The following is a 23,060-nucleotide window of genomic DNA, read 5'->3' on the forward strand; positions in this document are numbered from 1 at the left end:
TTTTTGGAGGGATAGATAGCCATGCTTGAAGGAGCAGAGCGACGCGCAAGCATGTATTAAGCTTATCGTCTAACTTCTTAATATTTGCGAGAGATATATCATTTCAGTCAGCAGCAATTTCTTAACGCAAATTTCGTGTGGAATCATAACGAAACATGCGGCGCCGATTTTGTTCGAAAGTAATCGTTAGGGTTTAGTTGCCTTGTTTCGATGATTCCAGACACTCATTTGCTAAAATTGCTATTCCTTGCACGATATACCCATCGCTCAATTTACTTGCCTTCTTATCAATCAGCGTTGTTCTGCAGACTAGCTTCTTGGATGCGCGAATAAAGAATATATGCGCCTGCTCTGTAAGCCTCGAAACTTGTCAACTGTGAATAGACATTAAAGCAATATAAACCAGTGTTAAAGTGCCCTGTTTTGCACTTATTTACACAACAATGTATAATTTTTAACAATTTGTCAGCGATTTTTTATAATACACTTGCTTTTAGTTACGTAATCATGATATAATTTTTTCGGACTTTTTAGAAAAAAATTATGGAGTGATTAATTAGATGAGAAAAAACAATTACTTATTTTTGGCGATACTGCTTGTTATCATGGCTGGCCTATTTTATATAAGCGGACAGCATCCTAACACTGTTGATCCTGAAACCTATAAGCCTGCCGTATATTCGACTATCGGCGCTTTGTTGCCTCCGGTTATCGCAATTGCTTTGGCCTTGATTACTAAGGAAGTATATTCTTCTTTGTTCGTAGGTATCGCAATCGGCGCACTGTTATATTCCAACGGTAATCTTGAGCTTGGTTTAAATACTATGCTTTACAATGAAAACGGCGGCATGATTACCAAGCTGTCGGATAGCGGTAACGTTGGTATTATGGTATTTTTGGTTATTCTTGGTATCATGGTAGCTCTTATGAACAAGGTTGGCGGCAGTGCTGCCTTCGGCCAGTGGGCTTCTAAAAATATCAAGACCCGCGTTGGTGCGCAGCTCGCTACCATTGCATTGGGTGTACTTATTTTTGTCGATGACTATTTCAACTGTCTGACGGTTGGTTCTGTAATGCGTCCTGTTACCGACAGACATCAGGTTAGCCGTGCAAAGCTGGCATATCTTATTGACGCAACTGCTGCGCCGATTTGTATTATTGCGCCGGTTTCCAGCTGGGCTGCAGCTGTAACCTCATCAGTACCTAAAGGCTCTGATATTAACGGCTTTAACATGTTCCTGCAGACTATTCCTTATAACTTCTACGCAATTACTACCTTATCTATGATGCTTCTTTTGACCATCATGAAATTTGATTTCGGCAGCATGAAGGTTCATGAGGATAACGCAAATAAGGGTGACCTGTTTACTACTGCTGCTCGTCCGTATGGTGATGATGATGACAATACTGATAAGCCTAACGGTGCGGTTATTGACCTTGTACTGCCTGTAATTGTACTTATTATCTGCTGTATTATCGGTATGATTTATAGCGGTGGCTTCTTCACAGGCGAAAGCTTTGTTGATGCTTTTGCAGGTGCTGACGCTCCTAAAGGCCTGGTACTCGGCAGCATGGCAACCTTCTTCTTTACCTTCTGCTTCTACATGGTGCGCAACGTAATGACCTTTAAGGAATTTACTGAGTGTATTCCTGCAGGCTTCAGAGCAATGGTTGCGCCGATTATGATTCTGACCATGGCTTGGACTCTGTCCGGTATGACCGGTCTTTTGGGTGCAAAGTTCTATGTGCATGATCTTGTTGCAAACTCTGCTGGTATCCTGAAAATGTTCCTGCCGACAATTATCTTTGTTGTTGCTATGTTTCTTGCGTTCTCTACCGGTACAAGCTGGGGTACTTTCTCTATTCTGATTCCTGTTGTTTGCAACGTTTTCGGTTCCGGCGATACCTATGAAATGCTGATTATCTCTATTGCTGCCTGCCTGAGCGGAGCGGTATGCGGTGACCACTGCTCGCCTATCAGCGATACAACGATTATGGCATCCGCAGGTGCGCATTCCGACCACGTTAACCACGTTTCCACACAGCTGCCCTATGCTTTGACTGCAGCTTCCGTGTCTGTTGCCGGCTATCTGATTGCCGGCGGTATTGCGTACTTTACGGAAAGCTCCTTAGCGCTGATTGCTTTGCCTATTACGCTGTGCTTATTATTTGTAACATTGCTGGTTATGCGTACTTATATGCGTAAACAGGCTGCTTAAACGAAATATTTTATGATCGAAAAGCTGATACAGAAATGTATCGGCTTTTTGTATGTTAAGCATTGCTTATCATAAGCGTTATATTATGCCTTATAACTATAACAGGGCATAGAAAATATCAATTTGCTATTGCCTAAATTTAGTATTATAATATCTATCACTAGCTAAAAGAAAGAGAAGGTATTGAAGATATGCGGACAAGCATGGACATGCTTAATGGTTCCTTATGTGATAAAATATTTAAATTTTCTATGCCAGTAGCTGCAACAGCTATCTTAGAGCAGTTTTTTACCGCTACAGACGTAGTAATTGCCGGCAACTTTGCTAACAGCGACAGAACAGCGGCAATGGCTGCCGTAGGAACAGATTTGCCGATTATCGGTATGATTATTTTTCTGTTCTTGGGCCTAGCTTTGGGCTCTAATGTTGTTATTGCGCAGTCTATCGGCAGACGTGATACGGAAGGCGTAAAGAAGGCGGTGCATACTGCTGTACTGCTTTCGCTGATTATCGGTATTGCGGTTGCTGTTTTTGCACAGTTTGCTGTTGTGCCGATTTTAGGTTTGCTGGAAATTCCGGCAGAAGTTTTACCTTCAGCTGTGATGTACCTCAGAATATATTTTTTAGGTATGCCGATTATTTTGCTGTACAATTTTGAAGCGGCTATTTTCCGCAGTATCGGTGAAACGCAAAAACCGTTGATGGCGCTTATTGCAGCCAGCCTGGTTAATATTGTGCTGGATTTATTCTTTGTCTGCGTATGCAAGCTGGATGTTACCGGTGTAGCGATTGCTACAGTGTTGGCTAACGCGGTTTCTGCTTTGATTCTGCTTCGCTTATTGCTGAAAACAGATTCTATAATTAAGTTGGAATGGAGTAAGCTGCACCTTGATATGCCTACACTGAAAGAAATTGTAAGCATCGGTTTGCCTGCAGGCATCCAAGGCGCAGTTTTCAGCTTGGCGAATGTAGTCATTCAGGGGGCTATCAACAGCCTGGGAACAGAGGTCATTGCAGCCTCCAGTGCTTCACTGATTTTGGAGATGGTAGCGTTCAGTATCTTCAGCTCCTTTACACAGGCATGCACAACCTTTGTCGGGCAGAATTATGGCGCCAGACAGCTGGCACGTTGTCGCAAGATTTTACGCTTGTGCCTGCTGGAGGATGTTATCTGCACCGGTATTTGCATGCTTATAGTGTTCCTCTTTGGTGACCGGCTTATTGCACTCATTAATGATGATAGTGAGGTTATCAGGCTTGGCTATATCAGAGCAGCTACAGTATTTTGTGCCTATATTTTCAGCCTTACATATGATGTCATGTCGGGTTATCTGCGTGGCTTCGGAATATCTTTTTTACCGTCGCTGCTTACGATTTTAGGTGTCTGCGGTGTACGCTTCTTGTGGGTTGCCTTTGTTTTCCCTGTGTATCATGATTTCCGTACCTTAATGTACGTTTATCCTGTAAGCATGGGTGTGACTGCTGTGCTGATTTTTGCTGCGCTGATGTGGTGCAGGCCGTCCAGGAGATTTGCATAAATACTTTCAGAAGCTGTTTTTTACTGCAGAAAAACATTCTACGTGAAATCTTTGCAGATAAAAAAAGCAATCATGTCCGTTATATTTCGCTGGTACGGAAATGTACCGGCTTTTTTGTGCGCTAAAGCTAACTTTATTGTTTATCAGGTTGGAATTTCAGTATATTTTTGTTATAATGAGTAAAGAGGATTCAAAGGAGGAAGGGCCATGAAAATAGAATTTACAAAAATGCATGGTGCTGGTAATGATTATGTCTATGTAGACTGCACCAAGGAGATGCTGCCGAACCCGGGCGCTATTTCCGAATATGTAAGTCATAGACGCTTTGGTATTGGCAGTGACGGTCTTATCTGCGTTTGCAAATCTGACGTTGCTGATTTCAAAATGCGTATGTTCAACGCTGACCGCAGCGAAGGCAAGATGTGCGGTAACGGCGTGCGCTGCGTAGCTAAATTTGTGCATGACAAAGGTCTGACCGATAAAACTACCATTACGCTGGAAACTCTTTCCGGTGTCAAGGAAATTGAAATGGTTGTCGAAAACGGCGAGGTTGTAGGTGCTAAGGTGGATATGGGCAAGCCTGTTTTCCGCGCTACCGAAATTCCGATGAACTGCGACCATTATATTTTTGTTGACCAGGCAATTGTTTTGAATGATAATCATGATGATGTAACCAAAGAGAAGGTTTTCTATAACGGTACGGCAATTTCTATGGGCAATCCGCACTTTGTTACCTTTGTGGATGATGTGGACAGCCTGAACCTGGAGGAGCTGGGACCGCAATTTGAACATCATAAGCTGTTCCCGGAAGGCGTGAATACTGAGTTTGTACAGGTTCTTGACAAGAACACTGTTAAGTTCCGCGTATGGGAGCGTGGCAGCGGCGAAACCTGGGCCTGCGGCACCGGTGCGAGCGCTGTTACCGTAGCCTGCATTATGCTGAACAAAGCAGGCAAGAAGGGCGAACCGCTCAATGTACATTGCAAAGGCGGTCTGCTCAAGGTTACGCATGAGCTGAATGATCATGTTACCCTGGAGGGTAACGCAGTCGCAGTATTTGACGGCGTAATTGATATTCCTGAGAGTGTTATTAACGAGTAAACAAATTGCTTGAACTACTGGCTGCAGGTATCGCAATGCTTGCAGCTAGTAATTTTTCAGGCGTTTGCTATAAATTTAAAATGATTTAATAATGGGGGTTATTTAATGGCATTTGTAAACGAAAACTATTGCAACTTAAAAGAAAGCTTTCTTTTTGCTGATATCGCGCACAAGGTAAGCGCGTATGCTGAGGCACATCCGGACAAAAAGATTATCCGCCTGGGCATTGGTGACGTTACCCTGCCGCTGGCAAAATGTGTTGTTGATGCAATGGCTAAGGCTGTAGCAGAAATGGGCGTACAGGAAACTTTCCGTGGCTATGGTCCTGAGCAGGGCTATGATTTCCTGCATGCGGCACTGGTAAAATATTATGCTTCCTTCGGTGTTACCCTGGAAAGCGATGAAATCTTCATCAGCGACGGTGCAAAGAGCGATTGCGCTAATATCACCGATATTTTCAGCAATGCAAACACTATCCTGATTCCTGATCCGGTATACCCTGTATATCTGGATACCAACATTATGTGCGGCCGTCACATTATTTATATGGAAGGCAAGCCGGAAAATGATTTCCTGCCGATGCCGGACGAAAATGTTAAGGCTGACGTAATTTATCTGTGCTCTCCGAACAACCCGACCGGCTCTGCTTATACCAAAGAGCAGCTGGAAGAATGGGTTGCTTATGCACTGAAAAATGATGCTGTTATTCTGTACGATGCTGCTTATGAAGCATATGTAACCGATCCGGCAATTCCGCGCAGCATTTTCGTTATCGAAGATGCTAAAAAATGCGCTATCGAGCTGTGCTCTTTGTCCAAGACTGCAGGCTTTACCGGTACCCGTTGCGGTTACACCGTTGTTCCGCATGCACTGGTTCGCAAAACCGAAAGCGGCAAGGAAATGGAACTGAACAAAATGTGGCTGCGTCGCCAGACCACTAAGTTCAATGGTGTTCCTTACATTATCCAACGCGGTGCAGAGGCTGTATTCAGCGAAGAAGGCATTAAACAATGCCGCGAAAGCATTGCTTACTATCAGGAAAATGCACGTATTATCATGGAAGGCTTTGATAAGGTTGGCATTAAATATTATGGCGGCGTACATTCTCCGTACATCTGGCTGCAATGTCCGAACGGCATGAGCTCCTGGGAATTCTTTGACTTCCTGTTGGAAAAACTGCAGGTTGTAGGTACTCCTGGCGCAGGCTTCGGCAAAATGGGCGAAGGCTTCTTCCGCCTGACTGCTTTCGGCAGCCGTGAAAACACCATCGAAGCTATGGAACGTATTATTAACGGACTGAAAAAATAAGCTTAAGCATTTCAAGCCGTACTGTGTCTTGAGGAGATGGTACGGCTTTTATGCAGTTATACTCATGTATACATTATATCTGTGCCGGAACGCTTGCTTTTTTGACAGTAATATAGTAAAGTATTACGTAACTTAGTAGATAATTTCACAATGAAAGGTGTGTTTTTGATGAACTTGAAGAAATTTTTGAAAGCTGCTCTGTGCGGCGCTATGGTTGTTGCAATGGCTGTTACCGCAGGTTGTGGCGGTGGCGATAAAAAAGCTGACAGCGGCAAAAAGGTATTGAAGGTTGGTATGGAATGCGCATACGCTCCGTACAACTGGTCCCAACCGTCTGCTGACGGCGGCGCTGTAAAAATCGCCGGCTCTAACGAATATGCTTACGGCTATGACGTTATGATTGCTAAAAAATTAGCTGATTCCATGGGCGCTGACCTGGAAATCCATAAAATCGAATGGGATGGCTTGGCTCCTGCAGTAGTAAGCGGCAAAATTGATGCTGCTATTGCCGGCATGTCCATTACCTCCAAACGTAAAGAGTCCGTTGACTTCACCAAACCTTACTACTATGCAACTGTAGTAGCACTGGTTAAAAAGGATTCTCCGCAAGCTCAGGCTAAGAGTGTTGCCGACCTCAAAGGCTCTATTGCTACCTCTCAGCTGAATACCATCTGGTATGACCAGATTGACCAGGTTCCTGACGTTAAAAAGCTGCCTGCTATCGACAACGTTCCCGGCATGATTGTTGCGCTGAAATCTGGCAAATGCAACCTGATCGTAACCGATATCCCGACTGCTAAGGCTGCTGCTTTTGCTAACCCTGATCTGACCATGGTAACCTTCCCTGAAGACAAAGGCTTTAAAACCTCCAAAGAGGATGTTGAAATCGGCATTGCTATTAAAAAAGGCAACAAGGAACTGGCAGACGCTATGAACAAGGTTCTGAGCGGTATGACCGAGGCTGACTTCAACAAAATTATGGATGAAGCTATTAAGAAACAGCCTTTGGCAAAATAAGCTGTATAGGAATGGAATAGCTGCGTTGTAATAACGAGTTACGCCATTTGCAAGGGGCGGCGCTTGTCGCCTCTTTTTGTATTAAATTAAGGTGGTGTATGTAATGCCGGAAACATTTTTTGGCTGGGTAGTCTACCTGCTGCAGCAATATGGCTCTGTCCTGCTGAAGGGCGCGGTCGTTACTCTGCTGCTGGCAGTAGTAGGCACATTTATCGGTTGTATTATCGGCCTTATTGTCGGTGTTATCCAAACAATTCCTTTGGAGGATAATGACAGCAAGGTTAAGAGAACTTTGGTGCGCTGTTTGCAGCGCTTATTAGATGCTTACGTAGAGGTGTTCCGCGGTACACCTATGATTGTACAGGCTATGGTTGTTTATTACGGTGCAATGAGCCTGTTTGATATCGATATGTCACCGCTGTTTGCCGGCTTTTTGGTTGTTTCTATCAATACCGGTGCATACATGGCAGAAACTGTGCGTGGCGGTATTGAATCTGTTGACCCGGGACAAAAGGAAGCAGCAATTGCTATCGGTATGGACCATATCCAGACTATGCGTTGCGTTATTCTGCCGCAGGCTCTGCGCAACGTTATGCCGCAGCTGGGCAACAACCTGATTATCAATATCAAGGATACCTCTGTGTTGAACGTTATCTCCGTAACAGAGCTGTATTTTGCTTCCAAGTCTGCTGCAGGCGTGTACTACAAATACTTTGAAATTTTCTTCATTACCTGCGTAATTTACTTTATTATGACCTTTACCGCTTCCCGCCTGCTGCGCTGGTTGGAAAGCAAGATGGATGGCCCTAAGGATTATCAGCTGGTTACCTATGACCCGATGATGGATCCCTGCGGTGATATCCCTCTGCCTACTAAGAAGCAGAAAGGACGGTACTAAGCTATGGAAAAGGAACTTTTGTTATCAGTCCATGATTTAAAGAAAAGCTTTGGCGAGCGTGAAATTTTAAAGGGCATCAGCTTTGATGTCCGTCGCGGTGATGTTGTCTGCATCATCGGTCCTTCCGGCAGCGGCAAGTCTACGCTTATCCGCTGCGTGAACTATTTGGAGCATCCGACTGCCGGCACTATTGATTACCGTGGTACGGATGTCAACGAAGCTTTCAAAAAGCTCACTATGTATCGTACTAAGGTAGGCATGGTGTTCCAATCCTTTAACCTGTTTAACAATATGACCGTTCTGGAAAACTGCATGGTAGGTCAGGTTAAGGTTCTTGGCAAAAGCAAGGATGAAGCTCGCACAACTGCGCTGAAATATCTGAAGCATGTTGGTATGGACACTTATGTAAATGCGAAACCGCATCAGCTGAGCGGCGGTCAAAAGCAGCGTGTGGCAATCGCACGTGCGCTGGCGCTGGAGCCGGAGGTTCTTTTGATGGACGAGCCGACAAGCGCATTGGACCCGGAAATGGTTGGCGAGGTTCTGCGCGTTATCCGCGACCTTGCTAAGGAAGGCCTGACGATGGTTATCGTAACACATGAGATGGCTTTTGCCCGTGACGTTTCTAATCGTGTTATCTTTATCGACCAGGGTGTAATTGCTGAGGAAGGCGAGCCGCAGGAGCTGTTTACGCATCCGAAGAATAAACGTACTCAGGATTTCTTAAGCAGATTTGCTAACGCTTAAGCTAATTTTATAACGTAGCTTTGCTCTCTGTTTCAAGGTATACCTTGAAGCAGGGAGCTTTTGTTTTGCGATGAGCTTTTATCATAACCGAGAGATGCAAGAAGAAATTATAAGTCAACGCAGGAATTTTGTTTATTGCTGTAGAAATTCTATTAAGGCGAGGAATATCTCTGCTTAGAAAGAGTTAAAGGTAGTGATAAAAATGATGAAGGTTTTGCGAAGTGCTTTGCTTTGCGCTTTACTGTTGACTACTCATACAGCATTTGCCGCTAAGGGCACTCTGTTATATATACCCATGGACAACAGACCGGTGTGCCTTGATTACACAGTGCAGACGATGCAGGCTGCAGGCTGGGATGTACAGCTGCCGCCGGCCGAATATATTGCCGGTGCTCAGTCAGCAGGTCAGCCGGAAAAGCTTTTTAACTGGCTGGAGGCTAAAGCCGGTGAATCGGTAGCCATTGTTGCTTCTTCCGATGCTTTGCTTTATGGCGGGCTGGTAGCATCGCGCACACATGAAATTTCGCCGGAGCTTCTGCAGCAGCGTGCTGAACGCTTGGTAGAGCTGAAAAAGCAGCACGGCGGACAGAAGGTTTATGTTTTTACCACTATTATGCGTTCTCCTAAGGCTAGCAGTGCACCGACTGAGCCGGCATATTATAGGGAATGGGGTCCGAAAATCTTCCGCTTGGGAGAACTTGAGGACAAGCTGGAGCTTAAGCAGATTAAGCGTAAAGAGGTAAAGGAGCTGGCGGAACTGCGCAGCAGCATTCCCCGGGAAATACTTGCTGATATGTTTACACGCCGCAGCAATAATATCCGCGCTACGGAGCTTTTGCTGCATGGTGTGGAAAGTGGCGACTTTGATTATATGCTTATCGGGCGTGACGATACCGCTGCCTATTCTCAGGCACATAGGGAAGCACGCGAGATGGATATTCTGGTAAATGAGCTGCCGAAGGAGAAAATCCGTTTCTTCGCCGGCGCAGATCAGCTTGGCCTGCTGCTTTTGAGCCGTGCTGCCAACCGTCTGCAGTATGAGCTGCCTTTGGTAAATGTAACCTATGCTGCAGGCAAGGGCGGTAAAACTGTGCCTACCTACGAGGATGATACTGTGGCTGTGAGCGCTAAGCAGCATATCTACGCGGCAGGTGCCTTCCCAGTATATTCGCGCAAAAATGCGGATTTGGTTTTGGCAGTCAACACTCCTGCCGATGGTGTGACGCATGAGGCATCCGATGCAAGCAACAGCTATAAGGCATTGCCTGCTACCGTAAATTTCGTCAATAAGGTTGAACGCATTCTTAAGCATAATCATCCTGTGACTGTGGCAGATATCCGCTTTGGTAATGGTGCGGACAATGCTTTGGTAAAAACCTTGTTTGACAAACAGCTTGCCTACAGACTGGCATCCTACGGCGGTTGGAATACCGCGGGCAACAGCTTGGGCTTTGCTCTGGCGCAGGGACTGCTGTATAAGCAGTTAACGCCGGAAGCAAGAGAAAATCTGCTTAATGTGCGTTATCTTGATGATTGGGCATATCAGGCGAATGTGCGCATGCAAACCTATCAGCAGCTTATCTGGCCTAACTATTGGCCCAACAGCGGACTGAATGAGGAGCAGCGTACTGCGGCGGAAGCATATATTACTCGGGAAATCAACAAGGTAAGCAAGCCGTATATGGGCAACACTGCCGAAGAATATAAATTTACGCTGCCGTGGAGCAGAATGTTTGAAGTAAAGGTGGAGCGATAAAATGTCGATGAAGTATACGCTTCGCCTTGCGAAGCCTGACGATGCAGAAAAGCTGCTGGAAATTTACGCGCCCTTTGTTATTAGCAATGACAGGACGCTCAGCGATGTGTCATTTGAATATGAGGAGCCGTCTATAGAAGAATTTACAGAGCGAATCAAAAATATTTCTGCGCACTATCCTTATATAGTTTGTGAGCATGATGGCAGACTGTTGGGTTATGTTTATGCCCATCCTTATATGCAGCGTGCTGCCTATCAGTGGGGTGCCGCGGTAACGATTTATCTGGCACCTGAGGGTCAGGGACACGGATTGGGCAAGGTGATGTACACGGCGCTGGAAGCTTTACTGCGCCTGCAGGGAATAGTTGTGACCTATGCCTGCATTACTGCCAGCAATGAGCACAGCGTCAAAATGCATGAGGCGTGTGGCTATAAAATTATTGGTACCTTCAATAATACAGGCTTCAAGCACGGCCATTGGCTGGACATGGTGTTGATGGAGAAGGTTATTGCCGAACATCCCAAGCAGCCTGAACTGATCAAGAAGATAGGCGAGCTGCCGCCGGAGACTGTGACAGCAGTTTTAAAAGAGGCTTCGGCAAGCCTGCAGTAATAGCTCGGCAGAAAGCAGTATTTGTGTATAAGCGTAACAGTATTTTAAGAAGCTGTAGTAAGATTTTAGCAGAAAAAGAAAAAGCACTGTCAGCTCTATCTGATATAAGAATATCAGTGAGCAGACAGTGCTTTTGTGCTTTTCTCAGTTCTTCCAGGGGATAGTCTTTCGCTCCAACCATTGCAGGAACAGGTTAAAGAGCAGGCCGAGCAAGGACAATACAATAACTCCGGCCATCAAGCGGTCGGTAATCATCAAATCGCCGTAATGCAGGATAAGAGCACCGATGCCGACCTGGGCGGCAATCATTTCTGCAGCTACCAGCAGCAACAGAGATGTGCCGGCAGCAAGGCGCAGACCTGCGAAAATCATAGGTAAGGCGTTAGGCAGAACAACACTTTTCATCGTTTTCCACCAGCTGGCGTTAAAGCTGACTGCAACCTTGATAAGCAGTGTATCAACATTTTTGACACCGCTGTATGTGTTCATTGCTACCGGAAAGAAAACGCCGAGCGCAATAATCGTTACCTTCGACAGCTCGCCGATTCCCAGCCAAAGAATGAACAACGGCAGCAAAGCGATTTTAGGGATAGGATAAAGAGCGTTGACAACAGGATTACCGATTTTATCTGCCAGTGCCGAGGTACCGGTAACAAGACCGACTGCAAGGCCGATAAGGCTGCCGACAGCGAAACCAATTAGGATACGGTATATGCTGGCGACCAGACTCACGCCGATTTCGCCGTCAGCAAGCATGGTAAGCAGGGCGCTGATAATCTGGCTCGGTGCCGGCAAAAACAGAGAAGAAACCAGGCCGCAGCGGCAGATAGCCTCCCAAAAGAGCAGCAGGATGATGATGGAAGCAACGCTTACCCAATGCGGATAGGTCTTTTGCCAATGCGTCATGCGGTTGCGCACGATATATTCATTAGCTGCGTCAGCAGCAGTTTTCTTTTCAGGCATTGTCTTCCACCTCCATTAAGGCAGCACGCGCATCCTTGCTGATATGCTCCCAGATGATACGGACAAATTCCGCAATTTCGTCTGTGTGCTCCGTTTTAGCACGCTCGGCACGCGGAATGGTAATCTGCAGTATTTTGCTGACCTTTCCGGGGCGACGCGAAAGCAGTACAACTCTGTCAGCAAGCATTACTGCCTCCTGAATATTATGTGTAACATATAGCGTGGTCAGACGCGTCTTTTCCCACAGCGTTACCAGTTCCTCCTGCATGATGGTGCGTGTTTGCGCATCCAAGGCAGAAAACGGCTCATCCATCAGCAGCAGGTCAGGCTCGATAGCTAAAGCACGGGCAATGCCAACGCGCTGACGCATACCGCCGCTTAATTGGTGCGGGAAGGATTTTTCAAAGCCCTTTAAGCCTACAAGCTCAATGTAATGCTTAATGCGTGCTTCCTTTTCGTCTGCTTTCATGCCTGCTGTTTCCAACCCGAAGGCAATATTATCATGCACATTACGCCAGGGGAAGAGGCCTGTTTCCTGAAAGACGATGCTCATGCGAGGCTCATAGCCCGCGGCGACATCAGTAAATTTTACGTTACCGCTTGTGGGCTCCAAAAGCCCGGCAGTTATATTGAGCAAGGTTGATTTACCACAGCCTGACGGTCCTACCAATGCTACAAATTCTTCCTTATTAATGCTGAGGTTAATATCCTGCAAAACAGGAAGCAGCTTACCGCTGGTGGTGGTGAAATCCTTGCAGATATTTGCGATTTCTAATTTCATTTTCTACCATCCTCCAAAAAGACTGGCGCTAATATATCAGTCGCAGCGTTTTGGTGCTAAAGCATCGTCAACGCATTTTGCAGCTGTTACATTTACGCCAGTCTTGCTTTAATACAATAGTTTATTTCTTCATTGCTTCATCTAGAAAGCTGGTGTTGGCAACATCCTTCGCATCCAGTGTGCCGGAAATCATCTTGTTGTCGGTGTACCATTTAATCTGGGTTGCAATATCGCTGACAAGCAGCTTGCCGTCCTTGTCAATATAGGGCAGGCCTGCTTTAATGTCTTCAGCTGGAGCCTTAACGTATTTGGCTACAATATTAACAACTTCTTCCAGCTTTTTGGCATCCTTCTTTTCTACTGCAGCTTCGTAGTAATAGTTGCAGGCTTTGTTGTAAGCACGCATGAAGCGTACAGCCGCATCCTTATTCTTCATAAAGTCAGGTGAGTAGAAAATAGCAGAGGTCTGGTAAGGAATAACGTCGCCAACCTGTACGACCAGTTTGCCGTAGCCTGCTTTTTGCACCTTGGTGATGTTAGGCTCGTTTAAGATACAGCCATCAATCTGCTTGCTTTCCAGAGCAGCCATAACAGCACTGAGCTTGCTCAGGGGAACAATTTCCACATCATTGAGGCTCATGCCCTGGGTTTCCAGCATTCTGCCAAGCATATAATGGAAGGTAGAGCCCTTTTGCGTAATACCGATACGCTTGCCCTTCAAATCCTTCAGGCTTTTTACACCGGCGTTATAGTTGTCGGTGGTCACAAGCAGTGCAGAAGAGGAATAGCCTTTTTGTTCACGTCCTTTATCCGCAACAATGCCAAGCTTTTGTCCGTTGGCTGCCATGTTATATAGGCTGGCCGTAATGCCGGTAGCGCCGACATCAACCTTAGAGGAAGCAGTGGATACGGCAATCGGATGAGCGGCATCAAACCATTGTGGTTCGATTTCAATACCTTCTTCAGCAAAGAAGCCCTTATCCATAGCGATAAATAAAGGAGCGCTGCTTGTCAGGCGCAGCATGCCAAGGCTTACCTTAGTCTTTTCTTTGGGTGTGTCTTTTTTTGAATCGTTACCGCCACAGCCTGCAGCTAATACTAATAGGCAAAGGCTGAGCAGAAGAGCAACAATTTTCTTCATTAATAAATCCTTCCCTTCTCCCAAAAAATCATAAAATACCGCTTTTATTCTACACTATTTAACAATAAAAAGCAGTAATATTAATGAAAAAATCGTTTTGAGAAATAAGAAAAAGCCTTTTTGTACGAAATGCAACAGAATTTGACGATGTTTGTGGTACCTTTATGTAAAAAATCTGTGTTTTAACAGCTACTTATAACAAAAAAATGCTATAATATAATAGTACGTTTGAAGAAAGGACGTGAAGACGTGAAGATAAAATGGATGGTGCAAGGCCTGGCCTGCAGCAGCGTAATTTTCTGCAGCACTATGGCCGCTGCTGCAGACACACTGCTGGCGCAGGTGCCGCTGCAGCTGACTGCAGAGCAGACTGTTACTGCCGAGCTTTGGGGTTACCGGTTGCCTAACGGTTACGCCAATGATCTGCTTATTATGATTAAGGATAAGGACAAGAAGCTTTTGACGGCTCATGCACCTTCTATTAAGGGCGGGTATAATTGCCAACTGCAGCCTATTAAGCTGTGGGCGGGCAAAAGCGCCAGACAGCAGCTGCTGGTGAGTGCTGCTCAAGGAGATTGGCATGCGCCAAGTGAATATCGTGTGCTTTCCTTTGCCAATAAGAAAAATGTGCGTGAGGTCTTTGGAGCTGCAGAAAGCATGGGATTGGTAACGCAAGCCTTTGCCAAGGACGGCAAAATGCATGTATCCTTAATTGACGGGAACAAATCTGATTTAACCCCGGCAGCAGGCTGCGTGGTCGAAGACGGCAAGCTGGAGTATGGCGGCTTGCATTCTCTCGTAGCACACGATGTAGATAATGACGGCGCAGATGAATTGTTTGGCTGTCAACAGCTGCTGCAAAAAAAGCAGCCTCTGGCAGATGTGGGCGCTATCTGGAAGCAGGACAAGAAAACTAAGGAATGGAAACAGTTTTCCCTGACCATTATGACGCTTGCGCCTACGCCTAAGGATAATACCGTAAATGATGGCAAAGATTTTGCTGCCGGTACTATATTAGCGCGTAAGATGGTTGTGCCCGGCGGTGAAGCTACCTTCCCGGTTTTTGCCGGTAAGGATGTAGAGCTGCAAAATAAAATGAATAAGCTGCTGCAAGAAGAATGCCATGAATATCTGGAGCATTTTTATAAGGGCGAGGCAGATATGGCATTTAAGGTGATGCGTGCTGACGAGCAGATTCTGAGCGTGCAGCTGATTAGCGGTAAAAACAGCTTTATCCATCATCAGCTGAACGTAAATCCAAAGACTGCCGAAAAAATCAGACTGGATGAAGTGCTTAATGTCAAGGATAAGGATTTGCTGCCGCTGCTTAATCTGCTGAATACCAATAAGAAGGTTGTATATAAGGACAGACTGCCGGATGAATGGTATATTGAAGGAGATAATCTGTTTTTGATGCAGCGTATTGATGGCGTAGACCAGGTATCGGGTTTTGCCATGGGCAATCTGCATAAATTTTTGCTGAAAAAAGAGCTGTTGAACAGCAAAAGCTGACTGGTCAGTCAGCAAAATTTGTGAGACGAAGCTAAGTGAAGAAAATGCAAGAAAAAGCGGCGAAATTTGTTTAAATGAAGTTTGCATTTCTGAAAAATGTCCATTATAATAGTAGTATTCTGAAACTGGAGCAGGAATATTTTCAGGTAAAGGTGCTATCGACAATATAGCAGTATCATTTGTCATTATATATATTGAGTAGTTTCAGAGTGAAGGTGAAGGAGGTTTTTTTATGTTAAGTTTTATTCGCTCCGGCCGTGCGAGAAAAGCAATGGCTGCGGCGCTGGCGGCAACCTTTGTACTGAGCGTTGCAGGCTGTGGTCAAAAGCAGCAGCAGGGCGGCAATCAGGCAGCTTTGGTTAAAACCATGAAGGTTATTAAGCGTGACACCCCTCTGGTATATGATTATACAGGCTTTGTACAGGCTCAGCAGGAAATGGAGCTGAAGGCTCAGGTAAGCGGCCAGATTACAGCCAAGTATTTCAAAGGCGGTGACAATGTAAGTGCAGGCCAGACCTTGTATGCTATTGACCAACGTACTTATCAGGCCAACGTGCTTAACGCGCAGGCAGGCCTGGCTAATGCCCGTGCGGCTTTGGCTAACGCAGCTCTGAATGCAGAGCGTTACAGCACCTTGTATGCACAGAATGCAATTTCCAAGCAGGTTCTGGATAACGCTATTATGCAGCGTGACCAGGCACAGGCTTCTGTAAATGCGCAGGAAGCAATTCTGGAAAATGCTCAGATTAACATGACCGATACCAGCGTTTCCGCTCCGTTCAGCGGCCGTATTGATACTACCGCGCTGGAGGTTGGCAACTATGTAACCGCAGGTCAGACTACGCTGGCAAAAATAAGCAATACTGACCCGGTATTTGTACAGTTCAGCATTGCTGAGCCGGAATATCTGAAGCTTTCCGGTGCTCATGATAACAGCGGCGCTGCTTCTCTTGACAACCTGACTGTTGTTTTGAGCGATGGCAGTACCTACGATTTAAAAGGCACTGTAGCAGAGGTTAACCGTGGTATCAATGATAACACCGGTACCATGACTGTTAAGGCTTTGTTCAGAAACCCTGCACATCGTCTGTTGCCGGGCATGTTTGCTCACGTGCAGGCAACCGCAGGCACCAAAAAGGATGCTCTCTTGATTCCTATGCGTGCAGTTGTTGAATTGATGTACAAGAAATTTGTTTATGTTGTTGGCAGCGATAACAAGGTTACCATGAAGGAAGTAACTCTTGGTCCTTCTGTTGGCCGTTTCTACATGGTTGAAAGCGGTCTGACCGGCGATGAAACAATCGTAGTTGAAGGCACCGGCAAGATCAGACAGGGTGCTCAGGTTAACCCGCAGCCGATGACTGAGGCTGATTTGGATACTACTGTTGATAACAGTGCTACCGCTGGCAAGAAGCAATAAGGAGGTTGGCTAGATGGCTCGTTTCTTTATTGATCGCCCGGTATTTGCGATAGTACTGGCGATTATTATTACCTTATTGGGTACGATTGCCGGCTTCAGCCTGCCTATCGCCCAATATCCTAACATTACTAAACCGCGTATCAGCGTAAACACCAACTATGTCGGTGCGAGTGCCGATATAGTTGAAAAGGCTGTAGCACAGACCATTGAGCAGAAGGTCAGCGGCGTAGAAAATATGCTGAACATGTCCTCTGTAAGTACCTCCAGTGGTGAATACGAGCTCAATGTTGAATTCAACCTGGAGAAAAACGCAGATATTGCTTCTGTAGAGGTTCAAAACCGTGTATCCCAGGCAACCAGCTCTCTGCCGAGCGAGGTTTCCGGCTACGGTGTAACCACTGCTAAGGAATCTGCCGAGACCATTATGTATTTTGCCCTTTATTCTCCGAAAAATACCTATGATGCTATGTTCCTGAGAACCTACGCTGATGCGAACTTCCTTGATGCAGTAAAGCGTGTTAAGGGCGTATCTACAGTTGGTGAATATGGTCCGGAATATGCAGTCCGTATCTGGCTGAACCCTGAAAAAATGGCACAGCTGGGCGTAACCGTAACCGATGTTTCCAACGCTATCAAAACACAGAACGTGCAGGCTGCGGTTGGTTCTATCGGTAACCGTCCTACTGTTGACAAGCAGGAGCGTACCTATTCCGCAAGTGCCCAGGGCCGTCTGAATACACCTGAGGAATTCGGTAACGTAATTATCCGTTCCAACAACGGCGATAACCTGAAGTTGAAGGATATCGCAACTATTAAAGAAGGTCCGCGTAATGACCTTATTACCAGTAAGCTCAACGGCGGCGATTCCGTTGTATTCCCGGTATCCTTGACTTCCGATGCGAATGCAATCGAAACTGTTAAGAATATCCGCGAGGTATTAAAGGATGCCGAAAGCCGTTTCCCTGACGATATGAAGCTGGTCGTTATTCAGGATAACACCCAGTTTATTACCGAATCTCTGGAGAAGGTTGCGCATACCTTCGTTGAAGCCTTGATTCTGGTTATTTTGGTAGTATTTATGTTCCTGGGCAGCTGGCGTGCAACCCTGATTCCTATTTTGGCTGTACCGGTATCTTTGGTAGGTACTTTTGCTTCCTTCGTAATTTTGGGCTTTACTATCAATACTCTGACTGCTTTCGCAATGATTCTGGCTATCGGCCTTGTTGTCGACGACGCTATCGTTGTAGTAGAAGCGGTTGAACATCATATTCAGGAAAACGGTATGTCTCCTAAGGAGGCAACCTACCGCGCTATGAACGAGGTTTCCGGCCCTGTTGTGGCTATTGCCTTCGTACTGTCTGCGGTATTTATTCCTGTAGCCTTCACCGGCGGTACTGTTGGTGAATTGTACAAGCAGTTTGCGATTACGATTTCTGTATCCATGATGCTTTCTGCTATCGTAGCTTTGTCCCTGACTCCTGCACTCTGCTCCTTGATTCTGGTCAAGAAGGAGGAGGCGCCGAAGGGCTTTATCGGCAAGGCTGTAAAAGCATTTGACGATTGGTTTGCAAGAACGTTGGCTAAATACGTGAAAAACGTTGAAGGCTGCATTCGTAAATCTAAACTGATTCTGACCTGTCTTGTTGTTGTTGTTATCTGCATCGGTTTCCTGGCGAAGGCAACGCCGACAGGCTTTGTACCGAACGAGGACCAGGGCATGACTGCTGTATCTATCGCTTTGCCTGAGGGTGCTTCCAGTAACCGTACGCAGCAGATTATGGCAGGCCTTGCACAAAATATGAGAAAGCTCCCCGGCGTTAAAAACGTTATGGAGGTTAGCGGTATTGATATCCTGTCCATGGGCCAGAAGGCTAACGCCGGTCTGGCAGTAGTTACTATGGAGGACTACAGCAAGCGCAGCAACAGCGTACAGGATGTTATTCCGATGATTTTCGGCATGGGCGCACAGATTCCTGATGCAACCGTTATGGCCTTCCAGCCGCCTTCTCTGCCCGGTGCTTCAAGTACCGGTACTCTGAGCCTTTATCTCATGAATCTTGGCGGTGAAGACGTTAACACTATGGGTGAGCGTGCTAACGAATTTTTGGCTGCTTGCCGCAAGCGCCCGGAAATCGGTATGCTGTACACTACCTTGAACACCAATACTCCTATGTATCAGTTTGAGGTTGACCGTGATAAGGCACAATCCCTGAACGTTCCTGTATCTACTGTTTATTCCGCATTGCAGGCGTTCTTAGGCGGTAACGAAATCAACGATATCAATAACTTCGGCCGTACTTGGAAGGTTGTTATGCAGGCTGATGAAAAATATCGTACCGGTGTAGAGGATATGCGTTACTTCTTTGTACGCAGCAATGACGGCAAGTCTATTCCGCTGAATACACTTGTAAAGCCTACTCCTAAGAACAGCTCTGTTGTTATGACACGCTTTAACGGTGCCAGTGCGATTAAGATTTCCGGCGACCCTGCCAGCGGTTATTCCTCCGGTCAGGCTATGGCTGCTATTGAAGAGGTTGCTAAGCAGGTTCTGCCTAATACCTATACCTACGAATGGACCGGTCAGAGCCTTGATGAGATTGAAGCCGGCAGCCGTTCCACTCAGATTTTCATTATCTCTCTGATTTTCGTATTCCTGTGTCTGGCAGCTCTGTATGAAAGCTGGACAATTCCTCTGGCAGTACTGCTGTCTGTACCTTCAGCAGTTTTCGGCTGCTTCCTGGTACAGTATGCACGTGGCCTGCAGAATGACGTTTATATGCAGATTGGTCTGATTACACTGATCGGTCTGGCTGCAAAGAACGCTATTCTGATCGTAGAATATGCGAAGATGAATATGGAGCAGGGCATGGATGTTGTACATGCGGCTGTCGAGGCTGCTCATGTCCGTCTGCGTCCTATCCTGATGACGTCCTTTGCGTTCATCTTAGGCTGTCTGCCTTTGGCTATTGCTACCGGCCCGGGCGCCGGTGCGCGTGTATCTATGGGTAATGCCGTAGTAGGCGGTATGACTATCGCTACTCTCTTTGGTATCTTCCTGATTCCTGTACTCTTTGTAGTTGTTGAACGCTTCTTCAGCCGCAAAAAGAAGGGGACTCCCGAAGACAATGTAACCGAACAGTTGTAATGCTGCTAAAAAACGCCGCTCGTTTGAGCGGCGTTTTTAATTTTCAATAGCTGGTGTTAGACAGTAAAATACATATTTTTAATTTTATACATAAATAATAGCATAGAAGTTAATGGTTATTCTGACTTGAAAAGCAAGCTCTTTGAGCTTGCTTTTTTAAGTTACATAAGTAAACTAATCCCTTACAATAACAAAAATGTTTTTTAAATTTTAATAACAATAACAAATTTAAAACGAATACAATCTGTAAGTAAACTAAGACCGTCAGTTTATTATGTGTGACATAAGCAACGGAATAACAGCAGAATTATTTTTATACTTAATTTAGCAAGGCAAAAAGGGGTGTTTGAAGTCAAATATCCGGAAGCATATTGCGGTAAATATTATATTTAAATTTATTTGGAAGGGGTGATTTATATGGGTTCCGTAACAACTAATCCGTGGCTGATTTCTATTATCAACATGACAATCGTTTTTGGTGTGCTCATTGCTTTAGGTGTACTCATGAGTATGATTCAGTTGGTTGACCCTACTAGAAATAAGCATTGAAGCAAATGATGCACTTTTTCCCTGTCTGATCTATTAAAAAATGCACTTATTTTCCCGATATGGGCCAAGAGGAGGATTATTCTATGTTTGAGGCATTTATCGTCGCTTTGGCTTCTGTTTGGGCAGACTCAGGTTTTTCTGCTCTGACAAGTGGCAACGTAATTATGATTGGCGTTGGTCTGGTTCTGCTTTATATGGCTATAGGCAAAGGTTTCGAGCCTTTGCTGTTGTCACCAATTGCCTTTGGCTGTATCTTGGCTAACATTCCTAAAAACGGTTTCGAACAGCCGGGTGTTATGTACGTTATTATGTACGGTATTCACCATGAAGTATTCCCGCCGTTGATTTTCCTGGGCGTTGGCGCAATGACAGACTTCGGTCCGCTGATTGCCAATCCTAAGACCTTGCTTTTAGGTGCTGCTGCTCAGATTGGCGTATTTGTATCTTTGATGGGCGCTATGGCTTTGGGCTTTACTGTACAGGAAGCATCTGCTATCGGTATTATCGGCGGTGCTGACGGCCCGACAGCTATTTATCTGGCAGCTAAAATGGCTCCGCATCTTTTGGGTGCTATTGCCGTTGCAGCTTATTCCTACATGTCCCTGGTACCGCTGATTCAGCCGCCTGTAATGAAGCTGTTTACTACCGAAAGAGAACGTAAGATTGTTATGGAGCAGCTGCGTCCGGTAAGTAAATTTGAAAAGGTCGTTTTCCCGATTATGTGCACCATCGTTATTTCTCTGCTGCTGCCGCCGGTAACAGCTTTGATAGGCATGCTGATGCTTGGTAACCTGTTCAAAGAAGCAGGCTGCCTGGACCGTCTGTCCGATACTGCACAAAATGCTTTGATGAACACTGTAACCATCATGCTGGCTACCGGTACCGGTCTTACCATGAGTGCCGAAGCCTTCCTGAACTATCAGACTATCCTGATTATCTGCTTAGGTTTGGTTGCTTTTGCTGCAGGCACCTGGGGCGGTGTAGTATTCGGCAAGATTATGTGCATGGTTGATGGCGGCAAAACTAATCCGCTTATCGGCAGTGCCGGTGTATCCGCAGTTCCTATGGCTGCCCGTGTATCTCAGATTGTCGGTCAAAAGGCTAACCCGGCAAACTTCTTATTAATGCATGCTATGGGTCCTAACGTAGCAGGCGTTATCGGTACTGCAGTTGCTGCAGGTACTATGCTGGCTATGATTGGCCCTGTTGCTAAATAAGCAGTTATTGTGATAACTCTCCCTAAAAAAGTAAAGCCCGTCCGGTTTTTACCGGATGGGTTTTGCTTTTGTTTAGCTTTAAATAGACGTACAGTCATTAGGCTGTGACTGTTTGAAAGCAAAAAAATAACCAGTTCGCAGCTGGTTATTTTTTATTGCCAAAACTAAATTCGCAGTCGTTTCAGCATTCTCCCAATCTCTCTAAAGACAAATTGAAAACTGAGAGGATATTAAATTGTTGCTTTGCAGTATTTATTTTAGCAAACTCAAAATGACAATCTGTTGCACAGGCAACAAAAACGATTAATGAACTTTTGAAATAGTATAGAAGTTAAAGTGAAGTAATTATGTAAATAAAGTAACTGTTTCGTGAAAAACAGTGTGACCTGTGCAACAGAAGATAAAAAAATATAACTTTATACTTATTAAAGTAAGATAAGCATCACGCTTATAGAACCTAGTTCCCCTTTAATTATCTTAGGAAGAGGTGATAAACAGTGGGTCCTGTAACAACAAATCCGTGGCTGATTGCCATAATCAACATGACCATTGTCTTTGGAGTTTTAATCGGATTAGGCATGTTGATGAGTTTAATCCAGGTAGTTGATCCTACCAAGGCTAAATAAGATTTAGCTGTAAAAAAAGGTTTCAAAGCAGTGCTGCTGCTTTAAGCAGCTTCATAAGAAGAAATAGCATTTTCTGATCTTCTGCTTTCATTGCAAAGCAGACCACAGGTAGACTAGGGGAGACTGTGGTGATGCAGTTAAAATGGAAGTGTTATAGCATTATTGTGAAGCTTATTTGCACTTATAACATCCCAATTAAGGGAAACAAGGAGGAAAAATTCACATGTTTGAGGCATTTTTTGTTGCTTTGTCTTCTGTATGGGCAGACTCCGGCTTCTCTGCACTGACTGGCGGTCATATAATCATGATCTGCGTCGGTCTGGTTCTGCTTTATCTGGCTATCGCTAAAGGTTTCGAGCCTTTGCTGCTGTCCCCGATTGCTTTCGGTTGTATTCTGGCTAACATTCCTAAAAACGGTTTCGAAGAACCTGGTGTTATGTCCGTTATTATGTACGGTATTCACCACGAAGTATTCCCTCCGTTGATCTTCTTGGGCGTAGGCGCTATGA

At 45.4% G+C, this 23,060-nt stretch carries 17 protein-coding genes and 2 pseudogenes; 16 read left to right on the forward strand and 3 right to left on the reverse strand.

What is annotated here, in order from left to right; genetic code table 11:
* Positions 1 to 560: 560 nt before the first annotated feature.
* From Q7Q81_RS10075 to Q7Q81_RS10115, 9 genes are all read left to right on the forward strand, one after another.
* Complete coding sequence (locus Q7Q81_RS10075) at positions 561 to 2,219, forward strand: Na+/H+ antiporter NhaC family protein (RefSeq protein WP_303713151.1); 1,659 nt, start codon at positions 561 to 563, stop codon at positions 2,217 to 2,219.
* Positions 2,220 to 2,410: 191 nt separating this feature from the next.
* Positions 2,411 to 3,757 (forward strand): MATE family efflux transporter, encoded by a 1,347-nt coding sequence (locus tag Q7Q81_RS10080; protein ID WP_304275827.1) that lies wholly within the window; start codon positions 2,411 to 2,413, stop codon positions 3,755 to 3,757.
* Between the two features lie 213 nt (positions 3,758 to 3,970).
* Positions 3,971 to 4,858 carry a diaminopimelate epimerase gene (gene dapF / locus Q7Q81_RS10085; protein WP_044484008.1) on the forward strand — a complete coding sequence of 296 codons (888 nt, stop codon included), beginning with the start codon at positions 3,971 to 3,973 and terminating at the stop codon, positions 4,856 to 4,858.
* Positions 4,859 to 4,963: 105 nt separating this feature from the next.
* Positions 4,964 to 6,166: an LL-diaminopimelate aminotransferase gene (locus Q7Q81_RS10090; protein WP_304099949.1), complete on the forward strand. Its 1,203-nt coding sequence runs from the start codon at positions 4,964 to 4,966 to the stop codon at positions 6,164 to 6,166.
* A gap of 168 nt (positions 6,167 to 6,334) precedes the next feature.
* Positions 6,335 to 7,183: a transporter substrate-binding domain-containing protein gene (locus tag Q7Q81_RS10095; protein ID WP_040565165.1), complete on the forward strand. Its 849-nt coding sequence runs from the start codon at positions 6,335 to 6,337 to the stop codon at positions 7,181 to 7,183.
* 103 nt (positions 7,184 to 7,286) lie between these two features.
* On the forward strand, positions 7,287 to 8,081 hold the full coding sequence (locus Q7Q81_RS10100; protein ID WP_303706656.1) for an amino acid ABC transporter permease: 795 nt from the start codon (positions 7,287 to 7,289) through the stop codon (positions 8,079 to 8,081).
* A gap of 3 nt (positions 8,082 to 8,084) precedes the next feature.
* Positions 8,085 to 8,828, forward strand: coding sequence for an amino acid ABC transporter ATP-binding protein (locus Q7Q81_RS10105; protein WP_293390619.1), 744 nt, complete (start codon positions 8,085 to 8,087; stop codon positions 8,826 to 8,828).
* Between the two features lie 202 nt (positions 8,829 to 9,030).
* Positions 9,031 to 10,584, forward strand: coding sequence for a DUF4127 family protein (locus Q7Q81_RS10110; protein WP_304275830.1), 1,554 nt, complete (start codon positions 9,031 to 9,033; stop codon positions 10,582 to 10,584).
* A 1-nt stretch (position 10,585) separates the two neighbouring features.
* Entirely contained in the window at positions 10,586 to 11,197 is a 612-nt protein-coding gene (locus Q7Q81_RS10115) for a GNAT family N-acetyltransferase (RefSeq protein ID WP_021719517.1), read from the forward strand.
* Between the two features lie 144 nt (positions 11,198 to 11,341).
* On the opposite strand, the gene Q7Q81_RS10120 is transcribed toward Q7Q81_RS10115, so the two are convergent.
* The 3 genes from Q7Q81_RS10120 to Q7Q81_RS10130 all read right to left on the reverse strand — a co-directional run bounded on the left by Q7Q81_RS10120 (position 11,342) and on the right by Q7Q81_RS10130 (position 14,082).
* Complete coding sequence (locus Q7Q81_RS10120) at positions 11,342 to 12,160, reverse strand: ABC transporter permease (protein WP_304275833.1); 819 nt, start codon at positions 12,158 to 12,160, stop codon at positions 11,342 to 11,344.
* Entirely contained in the window at positions 12,153 to 12,941 is a 789-nt protein-coding gene (locus Q7Q81_RS10125; protein WP_304275835.1) for an ABC transporter ATP-binding protein, read from the reverse strand. The genes Q7Q81_RS10120 and Q7Q81_RS10125 overlap by 8 nt, the downstream gene beginning before the upstream one ends.
* 121 nt (positions 12,942 to 13,062) lie before the next feature.
* Positions 13,063 to 14,082 carry an ABC transporter substrate-binding protein gene (locus Q7Q81_RS10130; RefSeq protein WP_293390604.1) on the reverse strand — a complete coding sequence of 340 codons (1,020 nt, stop codon included), beginning with the start codon at positions 14,080 to 14,082 and terminating at the stop codon, positions 13,063 to 13,065.
* A 249-nt stretch (positions 14,083 to 14,331) separates the two neighbouring features.
* On the opposite strand from Q7Q81_RS10130, the gene Q7Q81_RS10135 reads away from it, so the two are divergent.
* The 7 genes and pseudogenes from Q7Q81_RS10135 to Q7Q81_RS10160 form a co-directional block, all read left to right on the forward strand.
* Positions 14,332 to 15,594 (forward strand): hypothetical protein, encoded by a 1,263-nt coding sequence (locus Q7Q81_RS10135; RefSeq protein WP_304275838.1) that lies wholly within the window; start codon positions 14,332 to 14,334, stop codon positions 15,592 to 15,594.
* Positions 15,595 to 15,826: 232 nt separating this feature from the next.
* Complete coding sequence (locus tag Q7Q81_RS10140; RefSeq protein WP_304275839.1) at positions 15,827 to 17,014, forward strand: efflux RND transporter periplasmic adaptor subunit; 1,188 nt, start codon at positions 15,827 to 15,829, stop codon at positions 17,012 to 17,014.
* 13 nt (positions 17,015 to 17,027) lie between these two features.
* Positions 17,028 to 20,159, forward strand: a complete 3,132-nt coding sequence (locus tag Q7Q81_RS10145) for an efflux RND transporter permease subunit (RefSeq protein ID WP_304275843.1) — start codon at positions 17,028 to 17,030, stop codon at positions 20,157 to 20,159.
* Positions 20,160 to 20,576: 417 nt separating this feature from the next.
* Positions 20,577 to 20,702, forward strand: a pseudogene (locus Q7Q81_RS10150) (sodium pump decarboxylase); the annotation flags it as partial.
* An 89-nt stretch (positions 20,703 to 20,791) separates the two neighbouring features.
* Entirely contained in the window at positions 20,792 to 21,925 is a 1,134-nt protein-coding gene (locus Q7Q81_RS10155) for a sodium ion-translocating decarboxylase subunit beta (protein WP_304275846.1), read from the forward strand.
* Positions 21,926 to 22,422: 497 nt separating this feature from the next.
* A pseudogene (locus Q7Q81_RS11115) lies at positions 22,423 to 22,548 on the forward strand (sodium pump decarboxylase); the annotation flags it as partial.
* Between the two features lie 226 nt (positions 22,549 to 22,774).
* The coding region (locus Q7Q81_RS10160) for a sodium ion-translocating decarboxylase subunit beta (protein WP_304275848.1) at positions 22,775 to 23,060 on the forward strand (286 nt) is incomplete at its 3' end.

Origin of the sequence: Phascolarctobacterium succinatutens, from assembly GCF_958453765.1 — a bacterium.
Classification (GTDB): Bacteria; Bacillota; Negativicutes; order Acidaminococcales; family Acidaminococcaceae; genus Phascolarctobacterium_A; species Phascolarctobacterium_A succinatutens_B.